The following is a 20074-nucleotide window of genomic DNA, read 5'->3' as shown; positions in this document are numbered from 1 at the left end:
AAGCTTACTCTTTGTCCAGCGGTGCCATGCTGACGGAAGAGAGGTAGTTGAGCAGTGCAATATCGTTCTCGACACCCAGCTTCATCATTGCCGATTTTTTCTGGCTACTGATTGTTTTGATGCTGCGGTTGAGCTTCTTGGCGATCTCGGTCACCAGGAAACCTTCGGCGAACAGACGCAGTACTTCGCTCTCTTTTGGCGACAGGCGCTTGTCACCGTAACCACTGGCGCTGATCCTCTCCAACAGTTTGGAGACGCTTTCCGGCGTGAACTTCTTGCCTTTTTGCAATGCGGCCAGCGCTTTCGGCAGGTCGGTAGGCGCACCCTGTTTCAGCACGATACCTTCGATATCCAGATCTAGCACGGCGCTCAGAATCGCCGGGTTGTTGTTCATGGTCAGAACGATGATCGACAACTGTGGATAATGGCGCTTGATGTATTTGATCAGCGTAATGCCGTCGCCATATTTATCGCCTGGCATAGAAAGGTCGGTGATCAGTACATTGGCGTCCAGTTTGGACAGGTTGTTGATCAGTGCTGTTGAGTCTTCAAACTCCCCAACGACATTCACCCATTCAATTTGCTCAAGTGACTTCCGGATGCCAAACAGTACGATAGGATGGTCATCAGCAATAATTACGTTCAGGTTATTCATGTTGTTGGCTACCTTGCTCCAGCAGTCTGCTGACGAAAAAATCAATCTGACTGATGTTATTCTCGATCTTGAGCGCATCACCGTCTGCGATGTGCTGTTCTAACGATTCACACAGTTGCTTGCCGGGAAGCAGATTTAACATGGCAAACACGCCTTTCAGGCGGTGTGCTGTCTGTGACAGAGCATTGAAATCACTGCTGCCCGCCTCAGTATACAGTTTTTTGATATCGTCGGGTACTGTATCAACAAACAGGCCATAGTAATCACTTGATTTCAATTGTTTTTCATAGAGTTGGATGTCGTCGGCGGTCAGCGAAAGCGGGCTTTCCGGCTGTTCCAGGGCGGCCATTTGCTGCTCAATCAGCATCAACACGGCGTCTATCATTGCGCCACTCAGGTTATAGTTTACTCGAATATAGCGTTTCTCAAGCTGTTGCCATCCGGCCTCATCGCTGGTCAGCAGCAGGGTATAATCGTCAGCCCTGTGTGGATTGTCGGTCAGCAAAACATCGTAGTCGCGGTTAATCTGACGTTCATCGGCAATGATGCAGCTCGCGCCATAGGCGTGTAGCAAGTGGGTAACAATGCCGCGCACTTCTTCGGACGTGATGTCCAACAGGGCGGTTACGCCGTCGAGCAGTTTTTCCTGCGCTTCCGTATCCTTTTTCTCCATTTCCATCGGCACGCGAATGGTGTAGCGGGTGCCGATATCGACCTTGCTGCGGATATCCAACTGGCCGTTGAGTTTCTTGCACAGCTGGTTGCACAGGAAGAAGGTCAGCCCGGAGCCATGATTAAAGCGATCCACCAGCGTCTGGCTGAGGAACGGATAGTTGAGGTTACTGATTTCCTCGTTGGAAATACCCGAGCCGGTATCATTGATGTGGAACACCAGGCGATCGGGGTGCTCGGGTTCATGATCAACCACCAGAGAAATCTTGCCGCAGGCGGTAGTGATAATCGCGTAATGCACCAGCAGCGAGATCACCTTGCGTAGCGCGTTAGCGTCACCGATGTATTGCTGCTCGACATCAAGCTGGAAATGATTGAACAGCGACAGTCCTTTTTGATTGATGGAAGGCAGGGCCTCGCGCAGCAATTCATCTATCAGGGTCGAGGGGCTGAACGGGTGGCGCGAAGGTTGCCAGTCCTGAGTTTCCAGCCGGGTGAGCAGGGTGATGTTTTCAATCAAGCCCAGCACCGAAGACGACTGTGCGGTCAACTCTGTTAGCAGCGCTTGCTGTTGTTCTTCATCCGGTTGCGTACGCAGGCGATCGGCCAGATCGTGCATTTGGCGCACCGGTTGGTTGAGCTCGATCCCCAGATTGTGCAGCATCAGTTTGCGTGCCTGTACATTTTTGTCGTACTCGCGCTGTGCCTGCTGCAACCGCTTGTTGACCATGACTTCCTTGTCCTGATCGTTTAATAGGAACAGGTAAGTTTCCGCTGAGAGCTGGCTGCGGAAAATGCGAATTTCATACACCTCATTGTTGACCGTCGCTTGAATCACCCCGTGGTGCTGTTCGGCCATATGGGCAATTTTTTGTAGGCTCAGGTGAGGCAGCAGATGTTGGGCAATCTTATTGCTGGCGATCACCGTATTGCTGGCAAAGTTGTACACCAGCAGGCCGGAAGGCAGGCTGGCGATAATCTCTTGATTCAGCGCGCGTTCGGCCTCCAGTTCAACCGCCATGTTCTCGCTAGGGCGAATGTATTGTCGACGAATAAAGTAGATGCCTGTCAGCGACAGCGCCAACAGCAACAGATTGATGGCGATTAACCAGATATTGTTACGCAGCAGGTCGATCGCCAGGCTGATGGCGGAAACCCGATAAACCACTTTTAGCGGTGCGTTGGGCAAGGAGGCCGTGAAGTCGACCCAGTTGCCGCTCATTGTTATACCGGCGTTGGTGGTGCCTTCAATCGGCAGAGTTCCATCGTCCAGATTGCTGTTATCGGGCAGCAGCATAAAGTTGGCACGCGCCATATTAATCGGGATGATATCGTTAATCGGCAAATCGAAGGCGATCACCGTGGCCAGATGCCCCGGTTGATTAAAGGTCGTACGGATTGAAAACGAATAGGCGTTTTGGAAACGTTGCTTGCGTAAGGCGGAGAAGCTTTCGCGCTCGTCGAGCATATTTGCCTGTTGCAGCATTTCGGCGCGACGATCTTCCGCCGACGTCGTCAGATAGTTTTCCTTGAAGCGAGAGGCCAACTCTTTTAACGGCTGAGTGGTGATCAGACTCAGGCTGTTGTCCTGACCATTAAGGTAATACATGGCGTAATTTTCGGTCTTGGCACCCCAGCGGGCATCCAGATAGTCCGAAATATTGGCGATCATCGCCAATGTGCTTTCTTCATGGCTGCCGAAAATCACCGCGTCGGTTTTCTTGTGAGGTTTTTCCAGATAGTAAACGTCTGGCCGCAGTCGGGTTTCTTGCAGGCTGGGATCGACGTTCAGGGAGGCCGCATTGCCGAATTTATCGTAGATCTGATAGGTGACGTAGCGATAGTTGTCGATGCGCTTTTGCAGCCCATTGGCGATGCTGTTCAGCGCATATTTTTTCTCCGCCAGCCAGGCGTTGGTATAGTTGTAGCCGTACAGGCCAATGGCAATCGTCAGCAGCACGGCAAATAGCAGGAAGCAACGGGTAATATTGCTTGAGCTAATGGTCAGTTGTTTGTTTTGCATAGTTGGCTGCGCATTCCTGAATCAACGGGTTATCGCTCGGGCGCTGGCGGTAACAGCCAGGAGTAAGACGGCAACGCAGGCAAAGGCTACCGTCAGGCTGGAGAACTGGGCGATAAAGCCGATTAACGCCGGCCCGGCGAGAATGCCGGCATAGCCTACGGTAGTCACTGAGGCGATAGCCAGATTGGCCGGCATATCATGTTGATTGCCTGCGGCACTGAACAGGATCGGCACCACGTTAGAGGCACCCAACCCTACCAGCATAAACCCGATCAGCGAGACCATGGCATTATCGAACACAATCGCCATGCTCAGACCGATAGCGGCACACAGGCTGCCGAGCAGCAAGACCTTATATCTGCCCAGGGCGTTGACGATGCGGTCACCGTTCAACCTGCCGAGGGTCATGGTAATGGAGAACAGCGCGTAGCCTAAACCGGCCTGGCTGTGGTCAACCCCACGCAGGGTAGTGAGGAACAGGGCGCTCCAGTCAAGCATTGAACCTTCGGCCAGGAACATGATAAAGCACAGGATGCCGATAAACATCACCCAGCCGCGTGGCACGACGAACATCGGTCCACCTTCTTCACCGCCGCTTTCACGCAACAAATTTCGGCTGGCAACGGCCAGCAGTGCTGCGATGGTCAGGACTGTGACGCAAGTTGCCAGCAAGGGAGGCATCCCCAGCCACAACATCACGCTGACGCCACCGGCGCCGGCAATGCCGCCAACGCTGAAAAAACCATGAAAACCGGACATCATGGCCTTGCCGCTGGCGCGTTCGACCACCACGGCTTGCACGTTCATCGCCACATCGATCATGCCGATAGCCGCGCCAAACAGCAGCAGCGCCAATGCCATGCCGGTGGTGGTATCCATCAGCACCAACAGTGGCAAATCAATGCACAAGGCCAGACCGGCCAGCAAGATCACCGGTCGGCAACCCAATCTGCCGGTGAGATAACCGGTGAGCGGCATCGCCAGCATCGAACCAGCACCAATGCACAGCAGCAGCAGACCCAGGGAGCCATCATCAATGCCGATGCGCGCTTTGGCGAAGGGAACCAGGGGCGCCCAGGCGGCCATGCCGAAACCGGCGACAAAAAAGGCCAATCGCGTGGCGATCTGCGCCGGGACGCCGGGTTTTTGCTGTTCGTTGCACAAGGTGGATGTCATGTGGGCATCAGGATCTGTTGTGGAAATGCGGGCTGAAAGTTATGGAGTGTTTTTATCACAATCCGCGATCCGGGTCGAAAGGATTTGCGCCATCATCGGGCTTTGCTGCCGCTCGACGTTCCAGCCACAGGCTAATGACGTGCACAATATACTGCTTTTGCTGTTCGTCCAGTGCCTGTCCTTGCGGAATACTATGCCACTTGGCCAGACAACCGCGACAGCACGTTGCGGTGGCATGCTGGGCGACAAACACCGGGTGGCCCCGCATGGGGGTCTGCTTGCCGTCATTCTTCGGAAAAGGCGGCGCCAGGCGTTGTTCGATGAAATCTCGCGCGTGACTAAGGATCAGCGGCAGCCCTTTGGTATCAAAATAAAGCTGGTCTTTAGAATTCAGGCGAAATTTGGCGCGGAAAGGGGAACTTTGTAACCGACGCCACAGCGCTTCGGGTTGAAATAGCATGGGTCATCTTCTTCAGAGCATTTTGGGCAGGTTAACAAAATAGAAGGGGGACGGCCAATGTTGTCGCCTCAAACAGGTTGCCGCACGTAGTGTAAGATATTTCAGTAATCGGGGGAGTTTAAAATTAATGCGGTTAATAAATAGTCTAAAATACGAGAAAAGATTAGCGATTAGTGCTGAAGTTAATTAGGGTAATGATATCTTTGTGTGATTATTTTTTGGCATAAAGTGCGCATTGATGTGAAATGTGAGCAAGATTTTAGCCAATAAAAAACCGGCCATAAGCCGGTCGAATTGTACAGAGTGTACGAAAATTATCTTACAGATAATGAAGGTAATAATGAAAATAATGATGATAGCGGGATTATTATAACGTCAGCGTTATGTGATGCTTTTGGCACAATGTGCTTATTGCGAGTGACTTTTGTATGGCTATCTTTTTTTTCTTAAGTTTTTGTATAACTCTATGATTTTATGCCTATAAGTATTTTTGTTGGCATTGCGTGCCTTATTTATTGTGTTTGTAATGTTCTGTGGAAGTTCGCTCAGGTTTACATTTGGAAACCTTTAATAATCACACTGAAACACTATCGGATACTTGGTATCATTTTCTTTCTGGATTAATATTATCCTTGTTACCAGAATGGTAATGCACAGTCGTGCTAATAATGCTCAAAAGGGCAGTGGCCATAGCTCGACAAAATAAACGAGGATAATAACAATGAAACTTCGAGTTCTTTCTCTGATCGTACCCGCACTGCTGGTTGCAGGCACCGCAGGCGCGGCAGAAATCTACAACAAAGACGGCAACAAACTGGATTTGTACGGCAAGGTTGACGGCCTTCACTATTTCTCCGACAACAATGGCTCTGATGGTGATATGTCTTATATGCGTTTCGGCCTGCGCGGTGAAACACAAATCAGCGACCAACTGACCGGTTTTGGCCAATGGGAATATCAGGCAAACCTCAATCACGCTGAAAGCGAAGACAACAAAAACTTTACCCGTTACGGTTTTGCCGGCCTGAAGTTTGGCGATTACGGTTCATTTGACTACGGCCGTAATACTGGCGTGCTGTATGACGTTGCGGCTTATACCGACTTGCAGCCTGAGTTCGACGGCTCCACTTACGGTGCCGACCAATTCATGTTCCAACGCTCCAGCGGTTTGGCAACTTACCGTAACACCGACTTCTTCGGTCTGGTTGACGGCCTGAACTTTGCTCTGCAGTACCAGGGCAAAAACGGCAGCGGCGAAGAGTCGAACAACGGCCGTGAAGTTCTCAATCAGAACGGCGACGGCTACGGCATGTCGGTGAACTACGACATCGGCTATGGCATCAGCGCTGCAGGTGCCTTCTTTAGTTCCAAACGTACCAGCGAGCAAAACGGCGGTGGCGCATACAGTGGCATCATGGGCCGTGGTGACCGTGCAGAAGGTTATTCTGGTGGTCTGAAATATGACGCCAACGACGCTTACCTGGCCGTGATGTTCACCCAGTCTTACAATGCCGCACGCTTTGGTTCTACCAGCAGCGATGCTTACGGTTATGCCAACAAGGCGCAAAGTATCGAAGCTTACGCACACTATCAGTTTGACTTCGGTCTGCGTCCATTCGTTGGTTATAACCAAACCAAGGGTAAAAACCTGGGTCTGGCCGCTAACGGCAAGGATTACGGCGACGAAGATCTGGTCAAATTTGTGGATCTGGGTGCGACTTACTTCTTCAACAAAAACATGTCCACCTACGTTGACTACAAAATCAACCTGTTGGACGACAACGACTTCACCAAGTCTGCCGGTATCAATACCGACAACGTGGTTGCCGTGGGCCTGGTTTACCAGTTCTAAGCAACATAGTGTGAATGTGACCACGCGGCCTTCGGGCCGCGTTTTTTTTGCCTGCGGTTTGGCACGAATTGGCATGAATGAGGCACGGATTGCCATTCTGAGAGCCTGCGGCTTACCTAAACTTTCTGCACAGTGATAAATCAGGAGGTTAGCATGGAACTCAGCATAAATCGGGTGGTTGAAACCGTACTGTACGTCAAGGATATCGAACGCGCCGGCGCATTCTATCAGCAGGTTTTAAAACTACCGGTGATGGTGGCGAACGAGCGTTTCCGCGCTTACAACGTCGGTGAACAAAACGTGTTGCTGTTGTTTATCGAAGGGGACTCGCTGAAAGGCGCGCATTATCCAGAAGGGTATATCCCCCCGCATGACGGCAGCGGGCCACTGCATATCGGGTTAGCGGTGGCGAAAGAACAGTTGCCGCATTGGGAGCAACATCTGACGACTCAGGGGATCGAGATAGAAGGGCGGATGAGCTGGGATCACGGCGGTGAGAGCATCTACTTCCGCGATCCCGACGGTCATCTGATGGAGCTGGTGACGCCGGGGATTTGGGCCAATTACTGATGATGCCAAACTTCGGCTAAGGCCTTCAGCGTTTCGCTCAGCAGCAATAAGGCATTCTGCGGTTGCTGCTCTATTTGCACCTTGACGATCGCCCCGTCAATCAGCATCGCCAGCATCTCTGCCCGTTGTTCTCGTTCCGGGCCAAGGGGTAGATAGCGGGCGATCTCTTCGGCCATTTGCTGCTTGTGTCGGCGGGCGATGTCCAGGCTTTCCGGCAACATATCCGCCAGTTCAACCGCCGTATTGATAAAAGCGCAGCCGCGGTAGTGCGGATCGCTAAACCATTCCTCGAGACAAGGCACCAAGGCAGGTAAGACATCCCCGAACTGCTCGACATACTGTGCCAGTGACTGACTGAACCAGCTCAACCATTGCTCATGGCGGTAAGCCAGAAACGCCTCAATCAACTCGTTTTTGCTGGGGAAATGGCGATAAAAGGTCACCTTTGCCACACCAGACTCGCTGATGATGCGATCGATACCGGTCGCTCGCACCCCATCGCGGTAAAACAGATCGTGGGCAGTCAGCAGGATACGCTGGCGTGGGGGCAGAGGTTGGGGAGCTGCGTGCATTTAAATACTTCCATAAAATAGGCTGCGATGATTGTAGACAACTCTGTCTACTTGCGCTAGCGTAATTGTGTAGACAAATCTGTCTACATCAATTTAACCTCCGAGGTAAGCTATGAGCATTAAACCCCCCTTGCCGCCCTTTACTCGTGAATCGGCGATTGAGAAAGTCCGTTTGGCGGAAGATGCCTGGAACAGCCGCGACCCGGAAAGGGTAGCGCAGGTCTATTCGGTCGATACCCATTGGCGTAATCGCGCTGAGTTTGTTGATGGCCGTGAGGCTGTCTGTGCTTTTTTGCAACGCAAGTGGGCCAAGGAATTGGAATATCGGCTGATCAAAGAATTATGGGCATTTGACGGGGCGCGCATCGCAGTGCGTTTTGCTTACGAATGGCGTGATGACTCCGGCAACTGGTACCGCAGTTTTGGTAACGAGAACTGGGAGTTCAATACGGATGGCCAGATGATCAACAGACACGCCTGCATCAACGATATGCCGATCCGCGAGCAGGATCGGCAATTCCACTGGCCGCTCGGCCGCCGTCCGGATGATATTGCGGCTTTGAGCGAGTTTGGCTTCTGATTGCCATTATTGATAATAAGGCTTCAACTCCGCGTGGAGAGCGGAGATCAGCCGTTTTTTCCACTCGATTTCACCCTGGCGATAGTGTGAAAACAGATAACCAATCGCCAGATCGTCCAGGATCGGCAGGGCGTACAGTCCCTGCTTGTCCTGCTGTGCATTGAACCAGGGTTGCGGAACTACCGCCATCAGTGGCGCTGCGCGCAGTACCGGTGGCAACTGCGCGTAATCGGCACAGCTGAGCTGGATCCTGCGTTGTAAACCCTGGCGTTCCAACTGACGGTCAAGTTCGTTCTCTGCCTGTGGCCAGGGATGGCAGTAATAGTGCGGGTAGTCTGCCAGTTCACTAAATGTCAGCCCGCTTTTGTGACCTAATACCTGGCACAACGGCGTTCCGAATACCGCCACCAGGCGGGTGCTGCCAATAAGCTCATAACGCAGCGCGCTGGTGCGTTGTTGGTGATCGCCAACGGCAATCACCATATCTACCGCGCCTTCCAGCAGCTCAGTGCGCCATGAGCGTCGCTCAAAATTTTGGCAGCGGATATCGGCATTGGCGAGCGTGCTCTTCTGCGCCAGCAACGGCAATAAGATCGGATGCAGTGCCGGCGGGACGACCAGGGTGAAATGCCGTGGCGCGTCCGGCACATGGCCGAACAATTCACTGTCCAGCGAAGAGAACAAGGGCGTTAGCGTTTCTTTAAGCGACAGGGCAAACAGCGTCGGCACCTGGCGATGCCCTTCCCGCCGGAACAGAGGCTCATCCAGCACCTCACGCAGGCGGGCCAGGGCGTGACTGACGGCAGAAGTGCTGATGCCGAGCTTATCCGCCGTTTTCTGGCTGGATCCGGTGCTGGTCAACAGGTAGAGCACTTTCAGCAGGTTCATGTCCATTTGCAGAACGTTCATTAATAGCCTTTTAAATTGAATACGCTTCAATATTAGGCTGAGTATACTTCAGCCCTGTTTTTCCCCGTAGAGCTGAAACATGAAAAAAAACATGGATTATCTGATGGCTATGACATTCTCACTGTGCTTTAACGCTCAGGCACAGCTCGATCCTGCGCAACCGTTGTCCAGCGCGCCGCCATATTCACTGTTTGAGCAATGGGCGCAGCCGGTGGCGCCATTCCAGATTTTCCCTCAGGTGTATTATGTCGGCACACGCAACCTTTCTTCCGTGCTGTTCAGCACGCCGGAAGGATTGATTCTTATTGACGCGGGGTTAGATGCCAGTGCCCCGGTGATAAAATCCCATATTGAGGCATTGGGTTTCGACATCAAGGATTTGCGCTTCATTCTTAACAGCCATGCTCGTCTCGATCAGGCTGGAGGCATCGCTCGTTTGAAAGCCTGGAGCGGAGCAAAAGTAGTTGCCAGCGCCGCTAATGCCCAACAGTTGGCACGGGGAGGAAAACAGGATTTTGCCTTGGGGGATGCGCTGAGTTTTCCAGCGGTGAAGGCCGACATTATCGTCGGGCAAGGGGATAGCGTTACTTTGGGCGGGCTGAAGTTTACGGCGTTAATGACGCCGGGGCATTTGCCTGGCGCCACTTCATGGACGACCACGCTGCGGCAGAGTGGGAAAACCTATCGGCTGGTCTATGCCGACAGTTTGGCAACCCCGGACTACTATCTGGTCGATAACAAAAACTACCCGAGTCTGGTGCAGGACATCCGCAGCAGCTTTAGGCTTTTGGCCCAGCAGCACGCGGATATTTTTATCGCCAATAAGGGAACGCGCTTCGATCTGGAAAATAAAATGGCGCGACTGCAGGCTGGCGATCGGGATGCTTTTGTCGATCGGCTGGGGCTACAGCAATATGTGCAGCAGTCTCAACGGGCTTTTGAGACGCAGTTACAACAGCAGCAAAGTAAAGATTAAGTTATCTTTCTATTTTATTTTGGCGCAATTAACCCTACCCAATAAAATAAGGCATGTGATTTGGATATATTTAACAAAATTAATGAGAATGAAAGGTGGGGCCCGGGTTTGATAAGGCGGAAAGGCAGAGGGGATAATAATGTGAAAAAGATTTTGAATAAGGGATGGCGCGCGTTGAATATTGATCGCCGTGAGTGCTGACGGCAAAATGACCAGTGGCGGGCTGTGATGAAACAGGCTGCAGTAGCCACAGAAGTTAAAACAGTCGCCGGTGCTCATGTCCGCCATGTTGTGCCCTGCCGGCGGACTATTGGCGAGGTTCTGGCTCATCATTGTCCTGTGTTCGGCATGCTCCGCACTCATGGGCATGCCAATCATCTCGCTGTTATCCATGCTATTTTTTGCAAGATGGGTGGAGATTGATGGCGCGATGAATATCATCAACATAGCGAACAGGCCCAGCCAGGCCAGCGTGCGCATATGTTGAATTGACAGTTTCACCAGGAGCGTCCTTGCAGGGTTAAAGCGTAAAGGAATGACAATGTCAGCAGTTGTTCCACTATTGTAACATTGATGAGAATTAAGCTAAACAGAGAAGAAATCTGTTTGTTAAATGAATTTAATTCGGGTAGATTCCGGGTAATTCCATTTGACCACGGATGACTTATCATGTCTGAACGCAATATTGCGTTGCCTGCTGCTGCGCAGAATATTAACCTGCAGGTGACTACTCGCAGTTGGTTTATTCCGTTGGCTATGCGGATTCATTTTTATATTGGTTTTTTTGTTGGGCCGTTTTTACTTATTGCGGCATTGAGTGGCATATTTTATGCCTTGACGCCGCACATTGAATCACGGCTTTATGCCCCGCAGTTGTATAACGACAGTACCGGTCCGGCACTACCGTTAAAACAGCAGATTATGGCTGCTCAGGCGATAGCGCCATCAAAAGCCTCTCTGTCGGCGGTGCGTCCTTCTCCGACAGAGGGCGAGAATACCCGGGTTCTGTTTAACGTCGCGGGGCTTCAGGCTTCGGAACGTTTGGCGGTGTTTGTTGATCCGGTTACGGCGCAGACGCACGGCGTAATGACGGTTTATGGTACCAGCGGCGTATTGCCGTTGCGCACCTGGCTGGACCAATTTCACCGCAGTCTGTTGCTGGGGGATGTAGGGCGCAATTACAGCGAACTGGCGGCCTCCTGGCTATGGATTGCCGCGCTGGGGGGGCTGATCCTCTGGGGGGCGCGCAGGCGTAAGAAGGTAACGCGTCAGCGTGGTGGCTTACGCAGGTTACATGAAAAAAGTGGCTTACGCAGGTTACATGAAAAAAGTGGCGTACTGCTGCTGGTTGGCCTGCTGTTCTTTTCTGCCACCGGGCTGACCTGGTCAAAGTGGGCTGGGGAGAATATCAGCGTGCTGCGCCAGCAATTCGGCTGGTCGACGCCCTCGCTGTCGACGGCGATTAACGGGCAGGACGCTGTACCTGCCGGCGATCATGCGGAACACCATGAGCATATGATGGTCAGGGCGGAACCACCTCAGGATGGCGCCATGTATGACATGGCCCTGGCCGGTGCACGGCAGGCCGGTATCGACGCCGCCAGGGTTGAAATCAAGCAGCCGGCGATGGCGGGGCAGGCCTGGACGGTCATGGAGATCGATCGCCGTTGGCCGACGCAGGTTGATGCTGTTGCTATCGATCCCGTAACCCTGGCCATTACCGATCGCGTCAGTTTTGAACAATACCCGCTCGCGGCGAAATTAACGCGCTGGGGAATCGATTTGCATATGGGCGTCCTGTTTGGCCTGGTCAATGAGCTGGTGCTGGTGGTTTTTGCCGCCGGGTTGGTGGCGATGGTGGTGATGGGGTACCTGATGTGGTGGCGAGGTCGGCCAACGCGAGTAGTACGTAAACCAGCCCGTTCCCCCTTTATGTTGCTGCGCAAAACGCCAAAAGGGCCGCTGTTGCTGATTGTCTGCCTGACGCTGCTGCTGGGCTTTTGTTTACCGGTGATGGGCGTCAGTTTACTGATGTTTCTGCTGTGTGATTTGCTGTGGTATCTGGCTACGCGGCGGCGTAAACCGCACCTATCGACAAAGTGAAATTTGTAGAAAAGCCTTTCCTCTTCTAGACTTAGAGTACAACAAACGTACTCCAAGAGGACAAGTCATGACGAACAAGCTGATTTTAGCCGTTTGCACAGCAGCGACATTTTCTATTCTTGCCGGCTGTACGGCTTATGACAGGGCCGCCAGTTACGTTCAGGAGCCTGTGGTCAGTGATGTCAAAGTGGGGATGACCAAACAGCAGGTTCGTGCCATTGCCGGTCCACCGTCAACCACGGCGACTTTGGTTCACGCTCAGGGGACTTGCGATACCTATGCGGTAGCGCCGCGTGACGGGAAAGTGCAAACCTATTTTGTTAGCTACAGCGATACCGGACATGTGATGAACAAAGGCTATCAGACCTGTTCTGATTATGACTCACAGCCTAAATAATCCCCGATTAAGTGAGCAATCCAGCCCCGCTTTTGCGGGGTTTTTCATTTTTTAACCGTTAGCGGCTTGAAGTTTAAGCAAACGCACTTTTTCCTGCATTTTTTTTCATGAAACGATAGACATTTCATAACGGTAGCGCTAATATCTGCGCCCATTGGAAGGATGGCCGAGTGGTTTAAGGCAACGGTCTTGAAAACCGTCGAGTGTAACAGCTCCCAGAGTTCGAATCTCTGTCCTTCCGCCAAATTTAGCCGGCTTAGCTCAGTAGGTAGAGCAACTGACTTGTAATCAGTAGGTCACCAGTTCGATTCCGGTAGCCGGCACCATATAAGCAGTACAGGCGCTTAATCACGCCCACGAACCCCAGTAATCTTAACGGTTACTGGGGTTTTTCGTTTTACGTCCTCGTAACCTCTGGAACCCGTGCCTTCGTTGGGTTGAATACGCTCATAGCACGATGGGGAAGAAGTGACGGCTTTCTAACGAAAACAGTAAAAGATTATCGATTAGAAGGCGTAAGCCCCTCGAACACCAGACGAAAAAAAGCCTGCTTTAAAGCAGGCTTTTTTAATTGATTTGGTCGGCATGAGAGGATTCGAGCCTCAATCCCATGACTAACCAAGGATAATTATTTCAATATTTTATATTTCTTTATAAGAACATGAGAGGTCTTGAAAATGGCTAAAATTCGTCAATTACCTTCTGGGAAATGGAATGCGTTGATCGCGTGAAGGGTGAATCTAAAAAATCAGCTACGCGAGATAAAAGGAAAGAAATAGTGGATTGATTAGCAGATTTGAAGGGGGATAAGAACAAGCCCTAACCACTGTAGACCGTTTGATAACTCCTTACCTTGAAGAAGCGATGATCAGGTGCAAATATGAAGCGGGGGCTCCAATCGATATCCCTGCGGGTCGCTGAATTGATTTACGTGTAGAGGTGCCTGGTGGTGACGAGGCGGAGTTCATACCATGGCTGGAAGGCGAAGTTATTCAGGAACCTTAACAGTCAGAGGTAACCGAACCGGGAGGTCAAGAAAAGGTGCCAGGTGAAAACACTAGCACCTATCAAATAAAACAAGGAGTGGCAGCAGTGCCTGGAGAAATTCCAGCAATTTATACTAGATATCGTTGTTGTAAGTTATACCCGAACAGGCTACTTCGCGAATGAATTCGAAGGTGATAAACATATGGCCAAAGATATAATAGCCGCGATGGCATAATATATATCCTCTCTTGAAAAATACGATAGAACGAAGAAGAATGCCCAGTAGACTAATGAGGATATTAATGGGGGAAGCCCCATGTCTCTAAATCTCTTGGTTAAGAACAAGATACTTAAATACATGAAAATTATGAGTGTTAAAATAAAAACAAAGATAATTGACATTGATTCAGGGTTGCTGATAAAGCTATAGAAAGCAATAATTAAGAAAATATATGAAACGAGAGTATATAAGAAATAACGTAGCCTTTTTAGTCTTCCTTCTTTGAAGCCCAAAAAGGTGTCTTGAAAAATATTTTTCATGATAAATCCTGTTATCAAGTCTAAACACAGAAAAGATTATCACATCAGTAGCGCGTTTACTCCACCTTTGAAGCCAGTAATTCGGACTTTCTCGTAACCCCCGAAGTCCCGTTTCTACTTGCCTCCTTCAACTGATGTGCTACCGCGAATAGGCAGTCTATGATGGCGATTCCGATGGTCTTTTGAGCTTTCTGGGTGTTCTAAATGTGTTTTTATCTTTATTAAATTTAAAATGAATCACAGTTAATATTGAATTTTCCAGAGCCTGAGAGTGGCGAAACTGGCATCAAGTGAGCAAGGGGAGGGAGCCAGGGAGTAGTAATAAGGCCGGGAGAGGTCCCGAACATATTTATTTCTTTGCCTATCAGCAGTATATCATTCACCGTGTAAATTTATCATCGCGCAATGATTTTGCCATGTTTATATATGTGTGTATAAGCAGTCGTTGCGTGAGGATTGTATGGGTTGCAAAGACGGTGACTATGACATTTATACCGCGGAGAAATGCGGGATTACATTCCCCTTGGAAGAGTAATGTTCATTCAACGGCCAAAAGAATGTGGCGGTGGTTATTGGCTAGATAAGACATACGATGATGCCTTCATCTTTGAGATAGAGAGGCCGGTGTCACTTAGCTAGGGGGATCGATTACATCATGATTATGAAAAGCGTAGCATGGCATGCTGATGAGTTTGATGATAACTTCACGCTCTTCTGAATTTAACGTCGTAAAAATGGCGGTCTTGTCGGCAATTTTACCATTGAAGATTTTGTTAAAAAAAACCAACCGCAAAGGGTTGGTTTCTCTAAGGATTTTTGGTCGGCATGAGAGGATTCGAACCTCCGACCCCCGACACCCCATGACACCGACGCTAAACCGCTGAAAGCCCCGCCACGACTGACTCTCCTTTATTTTGACTGTTCATACAAACAGTGCATTTCTCGCCAAAATCGGTCTATATACATCAATGGGTTAGGGTCGCTTTTACCATCACCCTGTTTTGATCTCACCGTGGGGAACGACCACCCAATCGATATGATTCTGGGTATAAATCTTCGTGGATTTTGCATCGCTGTGAGCCATACGCCCCTGCGGATCTATCCCTTGATTATCGAACAAGTGTGCGGCTAATGCCCGGATCTCGTGGAACGTTGGGCGCTCTTCCATTTCTAAATGATCGGATAACCCAAGCTGATCCCGCAGCTTTGAAAATGAACGGCTAAGATAGTCAGGCGCTACCTGGGTAGGGTGCGCAACTTCTTTGCTGCGTTTTACGTTACGTTCTGGGATGCGGTGTACTATGTATGGGCTGGCCACATTGTCTCGACTGTCGTCAATAATTCGCTTCAACTCGTCCCCGATCGGAATCGCTACATGCGAGGCCTCTTTTTTCTGCACTTTCTGGCGGTGGATATAGAGGGTGCCGTGAATGCCATTTAACGGTTGGTCCAACCATACGCAACCGCAAACGCCGTTTTTAGGCTCCCGTATAGAATACCGGATCCGTGAAACCTCAAGCCGGGCATGGGTTGTCTGCAATGCTAAATCCATGGCCGTTCTTAACCATGGGGCTGCAGCTCTGCGAATGGCCATAAAATTGTCGAATGACAAACGCTGTCTTTTCTTCTCTTCTATTCTGCGCATTTTTTTACGTGTGGCTGGGTTATCCAGCATCAGCGATTCATCGACCGCATAGCTGAAAAGCTTCTTCAGAAAACTGACTTTACGGTTTTGCACGTTTGCAGATGAATCAGCGTGGTACTCCTTTATATACGCGTTGACATGTTCCAGCTCGATATCGCATGCCGGGATCTTGTCGAAAAAATCTTTCACACGGGTCGCATCGTTATTCCAGTCATCCCGGGTGCTCTCGGACGGTTGCTCGTCTTCTATCGCGCGAGCCATAATGCGGTCGACATGCTCAGCGAATGGCAAGGCCTCACCTTGAATTCCGCCAGACTCCCGGATCAGCGAGTCGATAGATACTGACGTTTCAGGGCGCATCCTGTTGTTATATTCACGCGCGATAGCGATCGCCATAGCGCGATCACTGCCGAGTGATTTACGCTTCCCGGTTACAAGAGTGAAGCGATAAACGCCCGTCGCCTTATCAAAATAGAGTAAATCAGGAAGATGCCGATTTTCCCGTCGGCGCGGGCGGGCAGCCATTACGACTCCCTGATCAGTTGATTAACGGCGTGGGAAACTTCGGATTGAACTCCCCACTTTTCAGATGAATAAACCCATGACATACCGTCTATTACCCTTCCTCGAAGTTGTCCGCGCTCAATCCAACGCTTAACAGTGCGTTTATCAGGGATTGAACCTTCTTCAAATTCACGCTTTAGCCATTTGCTGGCGCGCATCAATCTGTCTTCATTCGCCATGGTTTTTTCTCCACACGATAGAGGCCCGCTGCAACGGGCCGGTAAAAATTACAGTTCGGTCGGTTGCTGGTGGGGTTCAAGTAATCGCTGGTGGATTGCTGAAACATACCGCGCTTGGTGAATAGCATCTGCCAAAGCGTTATGACGTTCGCCGTCGAATGGCAGATCACGTTTAGGGTCAAAGCCTATCTGCCGGCCGAGGTTAACCATGGTGCGCACGTCCAAATCGTTGTACCAGTTCCAGCATGGCGCCACTCCGCAACGCTCATATGCCCCACGCAGGATGACATTATCGAAAGCGGCCCCGTTACCCCAGACCTTCAGGTACTTCGGCCGCTCGCAACTAAGAGCAACAAAACTGGAGAGGGCATTGAGGGCATCAGCTATTGGCTTCGCCTGGTCATTGGTGATCGCTGCCCGGGCTTCGCTGCTTTGCATCAACCACCAGTTAATGGTGTCGCCATCGGGAACGGCGCCGGCGGCCAGCTCACTGGCAAGATTCACCGCGGTATAGAATTGCAGTTGGCCCAGTTCACCGGTGGCCGGGTCGAAGAACACAGCACCGATCGCCACGATTGGCGCGTTGGGCTTGTTGCCCATGGTTTCCAGGTCAATCATCAGGTTGTTCATTGGTTTTCACCTTGAGTTGGTGCTGTTGCCAGCATTGCTTTATAGACGAGCGTGACCTTATCCATGCCTGTATCCATGGCTTTTACGCCTGCCGCCCACTGCTTTGGTGTTGGCTCAACCGGCACCAACTTGTAACCCTGTTTTACAGGTTTGTTGCTACCCTCACCGATGAGGGCACCATTGAGCATATCGGCGCGGCAGGCGTTATAACCATTTACCGTTGCGTTAAGCTCTTCTTCTGTTATCAAATAGTTGAATAGTTCCTTGGCTTCCTGAACACCAATCGCATCCGGCACTGCTGGCGCAGGCGGGGCGGTATAGATCAATGAGCCAACATCTGGCAATGGTAGCCCTCGGAGCACACCAACTCTATTGCCGCTGACCTCTGCGATGTAGCCAACCGGCTGCGCCTCCTGGTTAGTTTTGGCACTTAACGCGTCGAGTAAGCGTTTAATGTTTGCTGCCCCGAAAACAGAATCAGAGAGGTCATATAGACCTACAAGGCGATCCCGGGGAAAACCGTCTGCCCGGCATTCTTCTTCCAGCTCTAAAATATCACTGGCCAAGCCTGCCATCTCTTCACATAGAGTATTGAAACACTCCCAGCGTTTTTCAGCCTCTTTGCTCATCAGTAGCCCCCGCGGCGAGTAGCCAAACGGATACGTTGATAAATTTCACCAGCGTTGCTGCGTTCTTCACCCAGCTCGCAAGCGCAGAAATAATCGTAAGCAGCCCGTGTGCATGCTTGGTGCAGTCGGAAAAACTCGATCTTCAGTGCCTCAAAATGGCATCTGCTGATGAGGTCTGCCAATGCAGTTGGCTCACCTTCGATAGGGCGGAGCCAGTAGCAAACTGGGCCGTCTTCAGTATCGTGAATAGAGCCGATAAACCAGCCATCACCATCTGGCGTGGTTGGGTTCCATTGGCTGATATCACCATCACCTGCTTCCAGGGCTTCCAGCTGTTCGTCAGTGACATCGCTTTCCATCCACTGGAGATGGCCAACGATCCGATTGGTATCCAGCCACGCTTCAAACTCGCCAGGCGCTGCAAACTCTCCACCGTTAGCCGGCACAAAGTAATCAGGGTGTGTCCAGTAGCCGTTTTCATCGCGCTGCGGTGCTATTGCTGTGATTAATTGGTTCATGCTGCCTCCAGTTGATAGACAAAGAACTTATTCATGGCGCCGTTTACCAGGTTACGGCGGTCATATTGTTGGATACCCCAGACGATGGCGAACAGACACCAGGTAAAACCACTCGTAACCCTTCTGCAGCTGTCTTCCCAAAAGTCGCTAAGGTCGACGTATTCGGAACTGAAATCCTGATATGCGATACCGGCTTCCCACTCGCTATATGAGCCGCGCTTCAGCTCGTTGATGCTTGCCAGTTCTTCCGCTTTGATTTCGTCAGTTATGCCATCGGCATCTTCAATATCTTGCAGCCAGTCATCGTAAAACTCCTGGGCACGCGCTTCGAAAGCATCTGAGGACCATTCAGTAAATATTTCCCGGCTGTAGCCGCAACCCATTTGAAGCTTTTCAGCCCAGTAGCCTATGTTGATCACTGGGTCATCACCGTGGCGTTGGTAGTCGCGGTAATCCATACGGAAGAAATCGAACATGTCATGCAGCCGGCGGAAAACGTAAGTGCCCATATCGCCGCCAATGCACAGATGGCCAGGCCAGGTGGTCAAAGTGAAGTGATAACAGCTGCTGCCGCCCTGTGAAAAATGCAGGTGCCTAAACACACCGTTATCGTTATCAACGGATATTGAATGATTGCGGGTATCGGACTTGAAGCGCTCCAGAACGTTTTCTTCTTTCATTCCTTTTCTCCCTGGTGCCGTGCCGGGATCACGCCATCTACCGGCAGGCATTCATACTGCGGTGGTAACTGCTGCTGGTGGACATCCGCCAGGCAGTTGCTTTGATCTGGATACACCCAGCCTTGCGGCACGAACTCACACGGCTGGTACGTGTAGCAGACGAGCAGGAACAGGCCGAACATCACGCAACCCTCTCAGCGGTCAGCTGGTGGAAGCGCTGCAGGAACATGGTCCGTGCCTGCACCGGGTTTACCGGAGAGACGAGGAAATCTTCAGAAGGGGTGATCCCTTCGAGCATTGGCCAGGGTGTGCCGTCGTCAATATCAAGGTCGCGGCGTTCGGTGGCCAGCATCACCAGATCGGCATGCTTGACGGCGGGGCTATTTGTTGCTGGCAGATTAAATTTATAACGAATAACAAAATCAATATTGTTTTCAATGCCACGATAGTCAGGAATTAATTGCTTAAGCGGCGATGGAATATCTTTGCAATAAGCTTCATGAGCATCATGCAATAATGCTTCAAGTGCGTACTCAGGAGGCACTATCTGGCTTGCAATAACACAGTGCTGAGCCACACTATAAAATTCAGGAATATGCCCGTTAAAACGGCATTCATGCGATAACGCTTGAGCGATATCTTCAATGCAAATATCGTCCACGGATGGCGCGGCGTAATCAAAACGCTTGCCAGTAAATGTTAGAATCCAAGACATAATTTCTCTCCACACAGTTTTTGGCAACACTTCACCAAATAC

22 protein-coding genes and 2 tRNA genes are annotated in these 20074 nt (G+C 50.9%); 8 read left to right on the top strand and 16 right to left on the bottom strand.

The genetic code is table 11. The annotated features are described in order from the left end of the window. Nucleotides 1–4 precede the first annotated feature (4 nt). From rcsB to AAZT04_RS12955, 4 genes are read right to left on the bottom strand one after another with little or no spacing between them, the layout of a single operon-like run. Nucleotides 5–655 (bottom strand): response regulator transcription factor RcsB, encoded by a 651-nt coding sequence (gene rcsB, locus AAZT04_RS12970; protein ID WP_004947156.1) that lies wholly within the window; start codon nucleotides 653–655, stop codon nucleotides 5–7. Continuing rightward, nucleotides 648–3350: a phosphotransferase RcsD gene (gene rcsD / locus AAZT04_RS12965; protein ID WP_434680427.1), complete on the bottom strand. Its 2703-nt coding sequence runs from the start codon at nucleotides 3348–3350 to the stop codon at nucleotides 648–650. Before rcsD ends, rcsB begins: the two co-directional genes overlap by 8 nt. 21 nt (nucleotides 3351–3371) lie before the next feature. Further along, a complete protein-coding gene (locus tag AAZT04_RS12960) occupies nucleotides 3372–4526 on the bottom strand; it encodes an MFS transporter (RefSeq protein WP_020827801.1) in 1155 nt (384 codons plus the stop codon). A gap of 55 nt (nucleotides 4527–4581) precedes the next feature. Further along, nucleotides 4582–4986, bottom strand: coding sequence for a DUF4186 domain-containing protein (locus tag AAZT04_RS12955; protein ID WP_046373073.1), 405 nt, complete (start codon nucleotides 4984–4986; stop codon nucleotides 4582–4584). A 721-nt stretch (nucleotides 4987–5707) separates the two neighbouring features. On the opposite strand from AAZT04_RS12955, the gene ompC reads away from it, so the two are divergent. Then, nucleotides 5708–6838 carry a porin OmpC gene (gene ompC / locus AAZT04_RS12950; RefSeq protein ID WP_020827799.1) on the top strand — a complete coding sequence of 377 codons (1131 nt, stop codon included), beginning with the start codon at nucleotides 5708–5710 and terminating at the stop codon, nucleotides 6836–6838. Between the two features lie 153 nt (nucleotides 6839–6991). Next, on the top strand, nucleotides 6992–7408 hold the full coding sequence (locus AAZT04_RS12945; protein WP_129940894.1) for a VOC family protein: 417 nt from the start codon (nucleotides 6992–6994) through the stop codon (nucleotides 7406–7408). On the opposite strand, the gene AAZT04_RS12940 is transcribed toward AAZT04_RS12945, so the two are convergent. Further along, nucleotides 7402–7980 carry a TetR/AcrR family transcriptional regulator gene (locus AAZT04_RS12940; protein WP_129940893.1) on the bottom strand — a complete coding sequence of 193 codons (579 nt, stop codon included), beginning with the start codon at nucleotides 7978–7980 and terminating at the stop codon, nucleotides 7402–7404. The genes AAZT04_RS12945 and AAZT04_RS12940 overlap by 7 nt on opposite strands. A gap of 112 nt (nucleotides 7981–8092) precedes the next feature. Between AAZT04_RS12940 and AAZT04_RS12935 the strand changes: the two genes are divergently transcribed. Further along, a complete protein-coding gene (locus AAZT04_RS12935) occupies nucleotides 8093–8560 on the top strand; it encodes a DUF1348 family protein (protein ID WP_020827796.1) in 468 nt (155 codons plus the stop codon). Nucleotides 8561–8566: 6 nt separating this feature from the next. Here the strand turns inward: AAZT04_RS12935 and AAZT04_RS12930 are convergent, their stop codons facing one another. Then, nucleotides 8567–9469 (bottom strand): LysR family transcriptional regulator, encoded by a 903-nt coding sequence (locus tag AAZT04_RS12930; protein WP_434680423.1) that lies wholly within the window; start codon nucleotides 9467–9469, stop codon nucleotides 8567–8569. A gap of 79 nt (nucleotides 9470–9548) precedes the next feature. Here AAZT04_RS12930 and blaSPR point away from each other — a divergent pair, with 79 nt between their 5' ends. Continuing rightward, on the top strand, nucleotides 9549–10445 hold the full coding sequence (gene blaSPR / locus AAZT04_RS12925; RefSeq protein WP_337047888.1) for an SPR family subclass B3 metallo-beta-lactamase: 897 nt from the start codon (nucleotides 9549–9551) through the stop codon (nucleotides 10443–10445). A 9-nt stretch (nucleotides 10446–10454) separates the two neighbouring features. Here the strand turns inward: blaSPR and AAZT04_RS12920 are convergent, their stop codons facing one another. Next, nucleotides 10455–10946, bottom strand: a complete 492-nt coding sequence (locus tag AAZT04_RS12920) for a DUF2946 domain-containing protein (RefSeq protein WP_337047887.1) — start codon at nucleotides 10944–10946, stop codon at nucleotides 10455–10457. A 168-nt stretch (nucleotides 10947–11114) separates the two neighbouring features. Here AAZT04_RS12920 and AAZT04_RS12915 point away from each other — a divergent pair, with 168 nt between their 5' ends. The 4 genes from AAZT04_RS12915 (at nucleotide 11115) to AAZT04_RS12900 (ending at nucleotide 13271) form a co-directional block, all read left to right on the top strand. Further along, the gene (locus AAZT04_RS12915; RefSeq protein WP_434680420.1) at nucleotides 11115–12548 is read left to right on the top strand and encodes a PepSY-associated TM helix domain-containing protein; all 1434 of its coding nucleotides are present in this window, start codon (nucleotides 11115–11117) and stop codon (nucleotides 12546–12548) included. Nucleotides 12549–12615: 67 nt separating this feature from the next. Next, nucleotides 12616–12945: an osmotically-inducible lipoprotein OsmE gene (gene osmE / locus AAZT04_RS12910; RefSeq protein WP_041414766.1), complete on the top strand. Its 330-nt coding sequence runs from the start codon at nucleotides 12616–12618 to the stop codon at nucleotides 12943–12945. Between the two features lie 156 nt (nucleotides 12946–13101). Further along, nucleotides 13102–13189 (top strand) — tRNA-Ser (locus AAZT04_RS12905). A 6-nt stretch (nucleotides 13190–13195) separates the two neighbouring features. Then, nucleotides 13196–13271 (top strand) — tRNA-Thr (locus tag AAZT04_RS12900). Between the two features lie 829 nt (nucleotides 13272–14100). Here the strand turns inward: AAZT04_RS12900 and AAZT04_RS12895 are convergent. The 9 genes from AAZT04_RS12895 to AAZT04_RS12855 form a co-directional block, all read right to left on the bottom strand. Then, a complete protein-coding gene (locus tag AAZT04_RS12895; RefSeq protein ID WP_048759249.1) occupies nucleotides 14101–14472 on the bottom strand; it encodes a DUF805 domain-containing protein in 372 nt (123 codons plus the stop codon). 991 nt (nucleotides 14473–15463) lie between these two features. Then, complete coding sequence (locus AAZT04_RS12890) at nucleotides 15464–16642, bottom strand: phage integrase Arm DNA-binding domain-containing protein (protein ID WP_434680417.1); 1179 nt, start codon at nucleotides 16640–16642, stop codon at nucleotides 15464–15466. Next, a complete protein-coding gene (locus AAZT04_RS12885; protein ID WP_269935844.1) occupies nucleotides 16642–16860 on the bottom strand; it encodes a hypothetical protein in 219 nt (72 codons plus the stop codon). The genes AAZT04_RS12890 and AAZT04_RS12885 overlap by 1 nt, the downstream gene beginning before the upstream one ends. 48 nt (nucleotides 16861–16908) lie before the next feature. Next, nucleotides 16909–17490 carry a 3'-5' exonuclease gene (locus AAZT04_RS12880; RefSeq protein ID WP_434680415.1) on the bottom strand — a complete coding sequence of 194 codons (582 nt, stop codon included), beginning with the start codon at nucleotides 17488–17490 and terminating at the stop codon, nucleotides 16909–16911. After that, nucleotides 17487–18119, bottom strand: a complete 633-nt coding sequence (locus AAZT04_RS12875) for a hypothetical protein (protein ID WP_434680413.1) — start codon at nucleotides 18117–18119, stop codon at nucleotides 17487–17489. Before AAZT04_RS12875 ends, AAZT04_RS12880 begins: the two co-directional genes overlap by 4 nt. Continuing rightward, nucleotides 18119–18637: a hypothetical protein gene (locus tag AAZT04_RS12870; protein WP_434680411.1), complete on the bottom strand. Its 519-nt coding sequence runs from the start codon at nucleotides 18635–18637 to the stop codon at nucleotides 18119–18121. The genes AAZT04_RS12875 and AAZT04_RS12870 overlap by 1 nt, the downstream gene beginning before the upstream one ends. After that, a complete protein-coding gene (locus AAZT04_RS12865; protein WP_434680409.1) occupies nucleotides 18634–19317 on the bottom strand; it encodes a hypothetical protein in 684 nt (227 codons plus the stop codon). The genes AAZT04_RS12870 and AAZT04_RS12865 overlap by 4 nt, the downstream gene beginning before the upstream one ends. Beyond that, nucleotides 19314–19499, bottom strand: coding sequence for a DUF1482 family protein (locus AAZT04_RS12860; protein ID WP_434680407.1), 186 nt, complete (start codon nucleotides 19497–19499; stop codon nucleotides 19314–19316). Before AAZT04_RS12860 ends, AAZT04_RS12865 begins: the two co-directional genes overlap by 4 nt. After that, nucleotides 19499–20032, bottom strand: coding sequence for an HD family hydrolase (locus tag AAZT04_RS12855; RefSeq protein WP_434680405.1), 534 nt, complete (start codon nucleotides 20030–20032; stop codon nucleotides 19499–19501). The genes AAZT04_RS12860 and AAZT04_RS12855 overlap by 1 nt, the downstream gene beginning before the upstream one ends. Nucleotides 20033–20074 lie beyond the last annotated feature (42 nt).

Origin of the sequence: Serratia sp. Je.1.23.a (genome assembly GCF_051129805.1) — a bacterium.
GTDB classification, from domain to species: domain Bacteria; phylum Pseudomonadota; class Gammaproteobacteria; order Enterobacterales; family Enterobacteriaceae; genus Serratia; species Serratia liquefaciens.
This window is presented reverse-complemented; position numbering and strand designations above follow the sequence as displayed.

What these genes read in the sequence shown, in the direction of transcription:
- AAZT04_RS12860 (WP_434680407.1), bottom strand. Translation starts at nt 19,499, where the DNA reads ATGTTCGGCCTGTTCCTGCTCGTCTGCTACACGTACCAGCCGTGTGAG.
- AAZT04_RS12855 (WP_434680405.1), bottom strand. Translation starts at nt 20,032, where the DNA reads ATGTCTTGGATTCTAACATTTACTGGCAAGCGTTTTGATTACGCCGCG.
- AAZT04_RS12875 (WP_434680413.1), bottom strand. Translation starts at nt 18,119, where the DNA reads ATGAGCAAAGAGGCTGAAAAACGCTGGGAGTGTTTCAATACTCTATGT.
- AAZT04_RS12940 (WP_129940893.1), bottom strand. Translation starts at nt 7,980, where the DNA reads ATGCACGCAGCTCCCCAACCTCTGCCCCCACGCCAGCGTATCCTGCTG.
- AAZT04_RS12880 (WP_434680415.1), bottom strand. Translation starts at nt 17,490, where the DNA reads ATGAACAACCTGATGATTGACCTGGAAACCATGGGCAACAAGCCCAAC.
- AAZT04_RS12960 (WP_020827801.1), bottom strand. Translation starts at nt 4,526, where the DNA reads ATGACATCCACCTTGTGCAACGAACAGCAAAAACCCGGCGTCCCGGCG.
- AAZT04_RS12935 (WP_020827796.1), top strand. Translation starts at nt 8,093, where the DNA reads ATGAGCATTAAACCCCCCTTGCCGCCCTTTACTCGTGAATCGGCGATT.
- AAZT04_RS12895 (WP_048759249.1), bottom strand. Translation starts at nt 14,472, where the DNA reads ATGAAAAATATTTTTCAAGACACCTTTTTGGGCTTCAAAGAAGGAAGA.
- ompC (WP_020827799.1), top strand. Translation starts at nt 5,708, where the DNA reads ATGAAACTTCGAGTTCTTTCTCTGATCGTACCCGCACTGCTGGTTGCA.
- rcsB (WP_004947156.1), bottom strand. Translation starts at nt 655, where the DNA reads ATGAATAACCTGAACGTAATTATTGCTGATGACCATCCTATCGTACTG.
- AAZT04_RS12930 (WP_434680423.1), bottom strand. Translation starts at nt 9,469, where the DNA reads ATGAACGTTCTGCAAATGGACATGAACCTGCTGAAAGTGCTCTACCTG.
- AAZT04_RS12890 (WP_434680417.1), bottom strand. Translation starts at nt 16,642, where the DNA reads ATGGCTGCCCGCCCGCGCCGACGGGAAAATCGGCATCTTCCTGATTTA.
- AAZT04_RS12870 (WP_434680411.1), bottom strand. Translation starts at nt 18,637, where the DNA reads ATGAACCAATTAATCACAGCAATAGCACCGCAGCGCGATGAAAACGGC.
- AAZT04_RS12955 (WP_046373073.1), bottom strand. Translation starts at nt 4,986, where the DNA reads ATGCTATTTCAACCCGAAGCGCTGTGGCGTCGGTTACAAAGTTCCCCT.
- AAZT04_RS12885 (WP_269935844.1), bottom strand. Translation starts at nt 16,860, where the DNA reads ATGGCGAATGAAGACAGATTGATGCGCGCCAGCAAATGGCTAAAGCGT.
- AAZT04_RS12945 (WP_129940894.1), top strand. Translation starts at nt 6,992, where the DNA reads ATGGAACTCAGCATAAATCGGGTGGTTGAAACCGTACTGTACGTCAAG.
- blaSPR (WP_337047888.1), top strand. Translation starts at nt 9,549, where the DNA reads ATGAAAAAAAACATGGATTATCTGATGGCTATGACATTCTCACTGTGC.
- osmE (WP_041414766.1), top strand. Translation starts at nt 12,616, where the DNA reads ATGACGAACAAGCTGATTTTAGCCGTTTGCACAGCAGCGACATTTTCT.
- AAZT04_RS12915 (WP_434680420.1), top strand. Translation starts at nt 11,115, where the DNA reads ATGTCTGAACGCAATATTGCGTTGCCTGCTGCTGCGCAGAATATTAAC.
- rcsD (WP_434680427.1), bottom strand. Translation starts at nt 3,350, where the DNA reads ATGCAAAACAAACAACTGACCATTAGCTCAAGCAATATTACCCGTTGC.
- AAZT04_RS12865 (WP_434680409.1), bottom strand. Translation starts at nt 19,317, where the DNA reads ATGAAAGAAGAAAACGTTCTGGAGCGCTTCAAGTCCGATACCCGCAAT.